This window comes from Cryobacterium sp. Y29 (genome assembly GCF_002929825.1).
GTDB lineage: Bacteria > Actinomycetota > Actinomycetes > Actinomycetales > Microbacteriaceae > Cryobacterium.
The window spans coordinates 24,271-35,226 of the sequence record NZ_PJJN01000021.1 but is presented as its reverse complement, the minus strand read 5'-3'; the positions used below and the strand labels follow the sequence as shown (position 1 = coordinate 35,226).

At 62.6% G+C, this 10,956-nt stretch carries 9 protein-coding genes; 5 read left to right on the top strand and 4 right to left on the bottom strand.

The window, feature by feature from the left end; translation table 11 throughout:
* Nucleotides 1-176: 176 nt before the first annotated feature.
* The 3 genes from CXY74_RS01255 to CXY74_RS01245 form a co-directional block, all read right to left on the bottom strand.
* Entirely contained in the window at nucleotides 177-542 is a 366-nt protein-coding gene (locus CXY74_RS01255) for a cupin domain-containing protein (protein WP_233193103.1), read from the bottom strand.
* A 125-nt stretch (nucleotides 543-667) separates the two neighbouring features.
* Nucleotides 668-2,656 carry an aconitate hydratase gene (locus CXY74_RS01250; protein WP_104198748.1) on the bottom strand — a complete coding sequence of 663 codons (1,989 nt, stop codon included), beginning with the start codon at nucleotides 2,654-2,656 and terminating at the stop codon, nucleotides 668-670.
* 270 nt (nucleotides 2,657-2,926) lie between these two features.
* Entirely contained in the window at nucleotides 2,927-3,622 is a 696-nt protein-coding gene (locus CXY74_RS01245) for a hypothetical protein (protein ID WP_104198747.1), read from the bottom strand.
* A gap of 189 nt (nucleotides 3,623-3,811) precedes the next feature.
* On the opposite strand from CXY74_RS01245, the gene CXY74_RS01240 reads away from it, so the two are divergent.
* From CXY74_RS01240 to CXY74_RS01225, 5 genes are all read left to right on the top strand, one after another.
* Nucleotides 3,812-6,511, top strand: a complete 2,700-nt coding sequence (locus CXY74_RS01240) for an FtsX-like permease family protein (RefSeq protein WP_233193101.1) — start codon at nucleotides 3,812-3,814, stop codon at nucleotides 6,509-6,511.
* Nucleotides 6,512-6,558: 47 nt separating this feature from the next.
* Nucleotides 6,559-7,356 (top strand): ABC transporter ATP-binding protein, encoded by a 798-nt coding sequence (locus tag CXY74_RS01235; protein ID WP_104198746.1) that lies wholly within the window; start codon nucleotides 6,559-6,561, stop codon nucleotides 7,354-7,356.
* A gap of 271 nt (nucleotides 7,357-7,627) precedes the next feature.
* A complete protein-coding gene (locus CXY74_RS01230) occupies nucleotides 7,628-7,969 on the top strand; it encodes a PadR family transcriptional regulator (protein WP_104198745.1) in 342 nt (113 codons plus the stop codon).
* On the top strand, nucleotides 7,966-8,223 hold the full coding sequence (locus CXY74_RS17450) for a hypothetical protein (RefSeq protein WP_158252263.1): 258 nt from the start codon (nucleotides 7,966-7,968) through the stop codon (nucleotides 8,221-8,223). The genes CXY74_RS01230 and CXY74_RS17450 overlap by 4 nt, the downstream gene beginning before the upstream one ends.
* Nucleotides 8,120-9,049, top strand: coding sequence for an alpha/beta hydrolase (locus CXY74_RS01225; RefSeq protein WP_370446110.1), 930 nt, complete (start codon nucleotides 8,120-8,122; stop codon nucleotides 9,047-9,049). The genes CXY74_RS17450 and CXY74_RS01225 overlap by 104 nt, the downstream gene beginning before the upstream one ends.
* Before the next feature lie 171 nt (nucleotides 9,050-9,220).
* On the opposite strand, the gene CXY74_RS01220 is transcribed toward CXY74_RS01225, so the two are convergent.
* The gene (locus CXY74_RS01220) at nucleotides 9,221-10,111 is read right to left on the bottom strand and encodes a Pr6Pr family membrane protein (RefSeq protein ID WP_199183105.1); all 891 of its coding nucleotides are present in this window, start codon (nucleotides 10,109-10,111) and stop codon (nucleotides 9,221-9,223) included.
* Nucleotides 10,112-10,956 lie beyond the last annotated feature (845 nt).

The following is a 10,956-nucleotide window of genomic DNA, read 5'->3' as shown; positions in this document are numbered from 1 at the left end:
TCGGGCGGGTCGGGTGCTTCGGCATTCGACCCGCCCGTTTTTCGTTGTGGGCTGGGCCTAGCTGAGTCGAGCTACATGGCCTGTCGACGCTCGTTGAAAAGTAGTCCGTTGGTGCTCTTCGAAAAGTAGTCCCGTCAGCGGCACCATCTGCCGTCGACCGGCCGAGTGCATTCGGCTCAGGACGCCGCCGGAGCGATGAGCTTGGCTACGGTGAGCAAGATGACCGCGTCCTCGACAGCCTCCAGCGAGTTGCGGCCCGGCGGCATCGTGATCAGGTCCCCGCGCCATCCAGACCACGATGCACCATCCGAGGTGAGAACGACCCGCCCCTCGAGGACCTGCACGGTCGCTTCGGCCAGGTTGTCGTGTTCTCCGAGGTGTTGACCGGCACGCAGAGCGATCAGCGTTTGGCGGAGGACGTGCGCGTGGCCGCCGTATACGGTCTCCGCGCTGCGACCACTGGATGCGTCCCGTGCGTGATTGAGATGGTGGCGCACGAGTGCGGTGAGCGACTTCTTTTGCATGTCGTTCTCAACTTTCATTTCCCTCATGCTCCGCTACCGCTGCGCGCATGTCAACGGTACTGTGATCGTCGTGTGTGGCTGGCTGGTGCGGCCGGTTAGGGCGCACAGCGCCTTTAGTCCTGGGGAAACCAAACGGTGCGGGTCTATTTGGTTTCCACGGGATTGACGGCTCCGCGCGCGCTCCGGGTGCGCAGCCACGGGATGAGACCACCGACGAGGAGCATTTCGATCTGCCGGGTCGAGAGTTCGTGGCGCACGGAGTAGACCTCGTCACGGGTTGTATTGCGCACGAGGATCTCCGTTCCGGTGGAGAGGGCCTCCCGGATCCCGTCGAGCACGAGCACGTCATCCTGCGCGATGCGATCGTGATCTGCCGGATCCGCGAACTGGAGCGCCAGCGCGCCGAAGTTGGCCAGGTTCTGCCAGTGGATGCGTGCGAACGAGACGGCCAGCACCACCCGCAGTCCGAGAAAGCGCGGGGTGATCGCGGCGTGCTCTCGAGACGAGCCCTGCCCATAATTGGCCCCTGCAACGATCATGTGGCCGGTCGTATCCCGGGTGAGGGCGGCGCGAGTCGGGTAGGTCGGGTCGACTTGGTCGAAGGTGAACTCGGCGAGCTTGGGAACGTTGCTGCGGAAAGGAAGCACGCGCGCACCCGCCGGCAGGATCTCATCCGTTGATATGTCATCGCCCACGATCAGGGCGACGGGTGCCTCGATGCGCTCGGAAAGCGGTTCGAAGACCGGCAGCGAAGAGATGTTTTCGCCCTTGATCAGATGCACCCCGATGGATTCCTCCGGCGATAAGGGCTTCTCGAGCATCGCCAGGTTCACGCTCGACACCGCCGGAAGGGTGATCTGGGGGTACTCCAAGCCGAAGAGGCCGGGCAAATCGCGCGGATCGGTGATCTGTCCTGTCAGCGCGGCGGCGGCTGCCGTCTCCGGCGAACACAGATAGACCGAGTCTTCCTGGGTGCCCGAGCGACCGGGAAAGTTGCGCGGCATCGTTCGCAGGCTGATACTGCCATTCGCCGGGGCCTGGCCCATGCCGATGCAACCCATGCAGCCGGACTGATGCAGCCGGGCGCCCGCCCCGATCAAATCCAGGGTGGCCCCCATGATGGTGAGGTCCTGCAGAATCTGCCGGGAGCTGGGATTGACGTCGAGGGACAGGCCGGGAAATGCCTGCCGCCCCTTAGTGATCGCGGCAACGATCGCGAAATCACGCAAGCCCGGATTCGCGGAGGACCCGATCACGACCTGTTCCACCGGGCGCCCCACCACTTCGCGTACCGGCACGACGTTGCCGGGCGAGCTGGGAAGCGCGATCAATGGCACGATCGCAGCCAGGTCAATCTCCTCGGTCACGTCGTAGGTCGCATTCTCGTCCGCGAGCAGTTCGGTGAAATCCTGCTCGCGCTGTTCGGCGCGCAGAAAGGTTCGCACTTGATCATCGGCCGGGAAGATGGTGGTGGTCGCGCCCAGTTCGGCGCCCATATTGGCGATCACGTGCCGATCCATCGCGGTCAGGGTTGCGAGGCCGGGGCCGTAGTACTCGACGATCCGATTGACGCCGCCCTTGACGCCGTGCCGGCGCAGCATTTCGAGGATGACGTCTTTGGCGCTGGTCCACGGCGGCAGTTGTCCGGTGAGCTTGACACCCCAGATTTCGGGCATCCTGATGTACAAGGGCTCGCCGGCTATGGCCAGGGCTACCTCGGTGCCGCCGACGCCGATGGCCAGCATCCCCAGTGAGCCGGCGGCCGGGGTGTGGCTGTCGGAGCCGACCATGGTCTTGCCGGGGATACCGAAGCGCTGCATGTGCGTGGGGTGTGACACCCCGTTGCCGGCCTTCGAAAACCACAGGCCGAACCGTTGGCAGGCGGAGCGGAGAAAGTCGTGGTCTTCCGCGTTCTTACTATCGGCCTGCAACAGGTTGTGGTCGACGTACTGCACGGAAACCTCCGTGCGAGCGCGATCCAGTCCCAACGCCTCCAACTCCAGCATGACCAGGGTGCCGGTCGCGTCCTGGGTCAGGGTCTGGTCGATGTGCAGGCCGATTTCGGTTCCCGGCACCATCTCCCCGGAGACCAGGTGTGATGCGATGAGTTTCTGTGCGACGTTGTATGCCACGGTGAGCTCCCTTACTCGATAGCGGCGCCCGCCGACATTCGTCGCGGTATGAACTCACCGCCGGGGTATGCCACTGCTACCAAGGTAGGTCACTCGTGACGCCGGGGCTAGCCTTCTCGGGGAGACAGGAAAAGATGCACCAGGAAGACAGGGCGCTGGGGCAGGCGAGCTAGGGTCTTGACCTTCTGTCAAAGGGTGAGGTCCAGGACCGTGCGGCGCTGTGGGCGCTCGCACGGTGCCTGGACCTCAGTCTTGGCCGGGCTCTCGCAGCTAGCGCAGTACTCCGCAGGCGACCGGGTCGGTTACCTCGGCGGGGAGAGCTGGGTTGAGTTCGCTCGCACCCTCGGGATCGCTGAGGTTGTACGCGCCGTTGCCGTCGTAGTCGTTTCCGTGGATGACTACGACGCCCTCGCCGTCGCGGATGGCTTCGGCGATTTGCGCGGCGGTGCCGAGCCCCTCGGCTCCTGGGTATCCGATTCCGGCTACGTCCGTGAAGCGGATGTTGGTGCGAAGGTAGCTATAGGCGCCGTTTTTCGCGACGGGGAACCGGGTAACGTCGAGGAAACTGGCCGGCGTGGTGTCTCCGCTGGTGTTCAGGGACACCACAACGGGGCCGTAGGCCGGTACCCCCTCGACGGTGTTCAGTCGCCCGTCGCCGTTTTTGTCCAACTTCAGCGTGGGGCATTCGTTCATGGCCTGTTCGCCATAGTGGATGTGCTGGGCGTGGGGAGCGTCGGGCGTCAAACCCCGCGCGCGGATTCCGATCGCCCGGATTGTCTCGCCGCGAACAATGGCGACCGCCTTACCCGACGCTCCCGAGTCGTTCAGCTCCGTGAGGTGGGCGGTCAGCACGACGTTACCGCGCACCGATTTCGGCACATGCGCTGATGCCGGTGCAGCGCCCAACGACACGGCGATTAGCGCGGCTGCGCTCGCGCCGATCACCAGTTTGATGTTCTTCTTCACGATTCACTCCTATGGGTTTTCGCCCATCGGGACGATCCCGACGATTAGTGCGACAGCGTTGATACGTAGCCTTCAGCCAAATGCATTGGCATTGAGCGCACGCACGCGCGCCTGCGGCGAAGAGTATCCGCAAATCGCGCTTCCTGACAGGGGTGGTTGCTGACTTTTTCGGCCGCTCGCGTATGCCCTTTGTTGGTTCTCGCCATATGGAGTCTTGCTCCTCCGGCCGTGTCGGCCCGCGGTATCTCTCTGGTCGCCGGTCGTCGAGAGGGCGTCCTGGACATCTTGTTCCAGGGTAATTTCTGGGAGGGGGTCCTCGATATCCTGTACATCTACGGTCTCAGCGGACTGTGGACCCACGCGCTGCGCAAACGCAGGGAGACGCGGAATGTCGCCGGCGTCGAATTATTCAACATCGATCTCGACATCGCATATCACTGGGTACTCACCTGGATGTCGCTCCAAATCCCCGGTATCGGGGTCTTGTCGTCGGAGGCACCGCAGCACATGCACTTCAAGTACACGCTCAACGACCTGCGCAAGAACCCCGGCGTCAACATCGCTTTGCTCGTGGTCCTCGTCTTCAGCGCCTTTCTCATGGCGAGTGGTGCGATGGTGATGGAGCGCACGCTCGGCTCGGTGAACGCCCTGTTCGATCAGGCCAAGCCGCCGCACTTCTTGCAAATGCATAAGGGTGCCTACGACAAAGCGGCACTGGATGCCTTCGCCACCGCGCATCCGGAGATCGACTCCTGGCTCATCGAGGACATGGTCGGTTACGACAGCGCCGTGCTCGCTTGGGCCCGCCCGGGCACGACGGAGTCCGGCACCCTGTCGAAGAGCCTCATCGACAACCTCTTCGTCACGCAAAACACCGCGTTCGACTTCCTCCTCGATGCCGACAGCACCATCGCGTACCCGGCTGACGGCGAGACCTTCGTACCGGTCGCCTATCAGCAGCGCTTCGGGCTGCAAGCTGGTGACGAACTGCGCATCCGTACCGATGTCGGCATCGAGAGCTTCGTCATCGCGGGCTTCGTGCGCGATTCGCAAATGGCGTCATCACTCTCCTCCGCGACGCGGTTCCTCGTCTCCGACGCCGATTTCGAGCGACTGCACACGAGCGGTGGCAGTCCCGAGATCATCGTCGAGTATCGGCTCGCCGACCCGGCACAGACGAGCAATTTTCAGGCCGCCTACGAGTCGGATCAGTCATTGCCAAAGAACGGGCAGGCCGTCACCGGCGACATGATCCGCATCATCAACGCCATCAGCGACGGCCTGGTCGCGATCGCATTGATGTTCGTGAGCCTTCTGCTCATCGCTATCGCCCTCCTCAACGTGCGCTTCGTCATCCGCGGCAGGTTGCAGGACGAGGTTCATCAAATCGGCGCGATGAAGGCGATCGGCCTGCCGAACTCGACCATCTCCGGTCTGTATCTGTCGAAGTACAGCGCGATGACGCTCATCGCCTGCGTCATCGGCGGCGGGCTCGCGATCGTCGCGTCGCGGGCGCTCACCAGCGGCATGCAGGCGAGCTACGCCACCGCCCCCGTCACAGCCCTGACTTTCTTGGCCCCGATTGCCGCGCTCGTGCTGGTGTTTCTCGTCGTCATCGCAATCTGCCGCCACGTGCTGCGGTTGATCAATCGCATCGAGGTCGTTGGCGCTCTCGTGCACGGCTCGACGCTCAACGAGCGGCAAACCGCCCGACGCGGGAAGCGGCTTGCCCGCCGGGTGCGCCGCTCGGCGTTTACCTCGTACAGGGGCGGCGACCTGGGCCGTCGAATCTCGCTCGTCGACCTCCGCTCCGAGGCAGGTCAGTGGATGCTGCTGCCGCTCGTCTTCCTGCTCGCCGTGGTTCTGATCACGTTGCCGACGAACTTGCTCACCACCTTCCAGAGCCCGAAGTTCGTCACGTATATGGGTGCGCCCGAGAGCGATCTGCGTATCGACCTGCAATTCTCCGACGATCTGGAGCAGGTGCGGGAGGACGCAGATACGGCATTTGCCACCGACTCCCGTCTCGCCCAGGTGCACAGGTTCGCGAACGAACTTGTCGAGACGCGTGGGGACGAGGGGTGGGAGTCGATGCGCGTCGAGGTGGGGGACTACTCGGGGAACACGATCCAGTACCTGCGAGGCGGGCCACCCTCCGCCGGGGAGATCTCGCTGTCGGTGCTCAACGCCGACCGATACGGTGTCGACGTCGACGACGAGTTCACGGTGCGCCGTGACGGGAGCGAAGTCACCCTGACGGTGAATGGTGTCTATCAGGACATCACCAGCGGCGGCCAGACCGCCAAGATGGCGGGCGACGCGACCGGCATCGTCACCGGCTACATCTACTACGCCACCACCGCAGCAGGGCAGGACCCCACCGTGATCGCCACCGACTACGGCGACCGGTTCCCGGCCGCGACCGTCGTACCGATGCGCGAGTACGTCTCGCAGACTCTCAGCTACGTCACCAGTGCTTTCTTCAACGCGGCGCTGCTCGCCATCGTGTTCGCGATCGGGGTCGCCGCGCTCATCACGACCCTGAATCTCACCCTGCGTCTCGCCCGCGAGAAGCGCCGCTCCGGCATCCTCTCCGCGCTCGGATTCTCCGGCTCCGAGCTCGCCGCGCAGCTACGGTTCAAGGCGATCCTCACCGTCGTGATCGGCACCATGATCGGCGTCGCCGTCGCTGCGACCCTCGGCGAGGCTCTCGTGGGCGCAGCGATCTCTCTTGCCGGTCTCGGCATCTCGAACCTGGCGTTTATCCCGAACCCGCTGCTCGTCTACGTGGCCTACCCGCTGCTGCTCATGGCCGTCGGCACGATCAGTGCCGTCGCCGTGTCGTCGCGGCTGCGTCGCGGCGACACGAGCGCGTGGCTGCGCGCCTGATGCACACACCCCGTCCCGCGAATCACGAATCCCCGAACGGATCACACATGACGCTCTCCGAAGCACCTTCGACCTCTCCCGCGCTCGTCACCACCGCCCTCGTCACGACCGCCCTGGAAAAGTCCTACCACTCGACAGAACCGCCCACCCGAGTGCTCAACGGCATCGATCTCGCCGTTCGCCAAGGCGAATTCCTCGCCGTCATGGGCGCCTCGGGCTCCGGAAAATCGACGCTGCTGTACTGCATCAGTGGCATGGACCGGCCGACCGCGGGCCACGTGCGCCTCGGCGACCTCGACCTCACAGAGCTGAGCGAACGCGACATGAGTCATACCCGGCTCACCAAGATGGGTTTCATCTTCCAGCAGGCGTACTTCTTGTCCAACTTCAATCTGCGCGACAACATCCTGCTGCCTGCGCTCAAGGCACAACCTAAAGCCCGCGCCGAAGTCGAAGCCCGCGTCGACGCGATGCTCGAGCGATTCGGCATCGCGCACGTCGCCGACCACGGCATCACCCAGGTGTCGGGCGGCCAGCTGCAACGCGCGTCGATCTGCCGGGCTTTGGCCACCAAGCCCGCAGTGCTCTTCGCCGACGAGCCCACCGGGGCCCTGAACAGCAGCATGACCCTCGAGGTGATGGATGCCCTCACCGGCGTGCATCGGGACGGCACCACGATCATGATGGTCACCCATGACCCCGCGTGCGCTGTCCGCGCCGACCGCGTCGTCTACCTGCGCGACGGCCTCCTCGTCGATGAGCGGGACCTGGGCGCCTGGCAACAGGCCGACACCTCCCGGCGTGAGGACGAGCTCCTGTCCTGGCTGCGCGACCACGACTTCTAGTCGTGCCGCCGCAACACGACCCGGCACGCCTCCGCCCCGGTCCTCGCCGTGACTCATTCAGTCGGGACTGGTCCTCTGATTCTCGTTACATTCGCGATGAGCGGACCCTCAAGGACGCCGAGCCAAGGTCCGTGGTGGCGTGTCGACCTAGCGGGGAACCGACCGACTATTGCTCCCCAATAAAGAGCGCGTCAGGGTGCGTTTAGGCCATCGAGGGTGCTGTTCGAAATCGGAGAATGCATCTCTATATATATAGTGGTAGTTTCACTTCATGGTTCCTCTCAGTCGTGTCACTCCGGCCACCGTCGATGTGCTGAATGCCTTTCTTAGTGGCGAAGCGCCCATCTGGGGGCTGTTTGTCGTGAAAAAGACGGGTCGTCCGGCAGGCAGTGTGTATCCCATTTTGGAGCGGTTGGAAGGATCAGGATGGGTGACATCAAATTGGGAGGACGATTCCGAACGGACTGGTCCACGTCGACGCCTTTACGAGTTGACTTCAGAGGGAGCGGCGGCCGCGAGGGAAGTGGTCGCCGCGGCTGAATTGCGCAGTCACGCACGGTCAGCCCGAGTCGTTGCCGTCCCGAGTGGGATCGCGGAGGGGACCCACGCATGAAGAGTGACGTGGTTCTTCGCGTCATTGCGCTCATGCTGCCCGGAGCCGTCCGAGCCCGCTTCTTCGCGGGTTTCAGTATCGGGATGCCGATAGCTGACGCCTTCGGAACGAATGGCGCCAGTACGTCGATCGCTTCGGCAGTCCTGCCGTATGCCGGTCAATTGGCACTGGCTACTGCAGCCGTCCTCTCAGGATGGGCACCCAAGATTCACAACGCCGATACCCCTGAGGCAGGCGATGTTGCGGTTGCGTAGCCCGGCGCGGACCGTCTCCGCGACCGATGTCAGTTCTCACGATCTGGTTCCAGTTCGCTGGTACGAGCCAACGCCCATCGGCCCGACAGTAGCTGGGCCAACTTTGCTCTGGCTGCATGGAGGTGGTTTTTTCCGAGGCGGTCTCGATCAGCCTGAAGCGCATGCCGTTGCACAGTCGCTCGCCCGGCACGGGATGACGGTCGCGACAGTGGACTACCGACTTGCTCCGCCTCCGGGTTTGAGCTGGATGAAGACACGTGCGGGCCTGTCCAGAGGGCGCTTTCCGTTGCCACTCAACGATGTGCTCGCCGCGTACCGCAACGTGGCTGCGCGGTCACCCCACGGAGTGATTCTGGGTGGAGCGAGCGCCGGAGCCTGCCTCGCGGCCGCCGCAACCCTTCGCGCCATCGACGAAGGTCCACCCCCGGTCGGCGCCGTGCTTGCATACGGGTTTTTCCATGCCAAGCACCAGCGAACAGACGACATCCAGCAGCGGGCTAGCGGTCACCGCCGCATTACACATTCCGTCTGGGGCCTGAATGCAATGAACCGCAATTATGCCGGTTCAGAGGCCGCACTCGCTAATAGACTCGCGTTCCCCGGCGGTCACGACCTTCACCAGTTTCCGCGAACCCTCTCAATCAACGCAGAGAGAGACAACATGCGCGCGTCCGGCGACACATTCGCATTAGAACTTTCCGCCTACGGAGTAGACGTACAGCACCACGTCCTGCAGGGCAGTCGTCACGCATTCTTGAACAAACCCGGTCACGATGCATTCGCGACGGCCGTCTCATTGATCGCAAAGTGGAGTCTCGGCGAGTAGGTCCACTGCAATTCGGTTCAGAAGGGCGGTGTCTTGTGCCCTCAGTGTTTTGAAACACATGGGTTATGACTCACATCGGTTATGAAACAGATTGCACTTCGGGAGCCGTACGGAATATAACTTGTGTCCGGCTTGCAACCATGACGAAGTTTTTATCGTCTATCGGGGCTGTCATCTGTTCATGATGGGGGGCAGCCCAAGTTGCGAGAGACGGGTTTCGGGACCATCGCCAGGTGTGAAATTGCGCACGAGATGCAATCGACTGATGGCCCAGATAATTGCAGCAAAGACGACAGTTGCGATAGCAATGGCCAGAGCGTAGATCATGACGACGCCGTAGCCCTGTGCGGGATCGAGGAATGGGTAGGGTACCCATCCGTCGGTTGCCCCGCGAGTGGTGACAACGGTGATCCACACGATTGGGTAGACCAGCGCGACCCATATTTTGTTCAGCGGAAGGGCACTGCGGTCGCTGAAAATCACCCAATCCAGTGCGGCATAGAGAGGCAGGATTATGTGCAGCACGGAGTTAGCCCACGCGAGGGACACGCCACCTTCAAGTCCAGCCAACAAAACGTCATACACGACGCCGGTGATGACTATGTAAGTTGTTGCACAACCTCGCGCCAACATCAACGACCGGGATTGGGGCCGTCCGGAGAAGGACACGACCGCGGCGACCAGCAGCACAACGACCAGAATAATGTTGCTCTGCATGGTGAAAAACCCGAAAAAGTTGAACGGGTTGATCGTCGCCCGCGTGGCCGTGTCGAAAAATGTCGACAGAATCGCCACCGTGCCCAGTATTGCGACAGATAGTCGGACTGCCGCTACAAGATATTTCACGATTTCCCTTTGATCAGTGGTGCCAGGATCGGATAATTCGTGACCCGCATAAATCTTAGGGGTCCAACCTTTTTTGATGTGGAAGATTCCCACGCCATGGAATCTGACACCCTTGATGCCGTGAAAACGGCCCGCGCTGTGCTCGCCGGATTCGCACCAACCGGTGTGCCCTGCACGACGTGCGAGATCATGAATATTCGCTTTCGTGAGCACCACGTGTGGCGTGCCAAGGCACCAAGGCACCAAGGCACCAAGGCACCAAGGCACCAAGGCACCAAGGCACCAAGGCACCAAGGCACCAAGGCACGGTGGCGCGATTGGTGCAACCGAGCACCAGGGTCGGCGTGGTTGAGCACCACCTCGATCGGCTATCACCGCCAATCGGCGGCTACACTGTCGGGCTTGAGAAGCGCCGCGACGGCTGGCGAGTCAGCCTTGTTGGCAGCGTTAGTTCACGTTGTTGGGAGCAGAGTTCCGCGGAGGCCGTAGCGGCCCGGGACATAGAAGTTGGCCAAGTGTCACCCTGTTGGACAAACTGACCTTGCCAGCGTGATCTCAACGCAGCGTTCGTAATCTCGCGGCTTCACTTCTGTGGGAAGGTGATCGACTCGCGAGGTTTCCGTGCGGAGTCGGAGGCACTCGTTGCGGGGCCGGCGAGTCACGAGGGTGCGAGAAAATCGGGTCCGTTTCCGGCCGCGATTGTATTCCCGTTCAGCCGTCTTCCTCTGTCTCAACCTTGTCGCAACCTTCCGGGCATTTTCACCGGGGAGGGTATTCGGGCATCGCGCATTAGGCACGTATCGGTCGACTTGAGCGAAAGCCGAAGGGCAGTTGAGGGACCGTCTTGCGGGCAGCTCGATCCGGTCTGCTTAGATTTGAGGGCATGCCCAACGAATCGAGTCGCGCCGCATACTCCGGTAGGGCGACGGAGTACATAGATCTGTTGGGCTCGATGAGTTCGGTTCATCCATCGGATCTGCAGATCGTGTCTACGTGGGCAGGCGACGTCCATGGCAACCTCATCGACGCGGGTTGTGGCCCGGGTCATTGGACGAACTTCC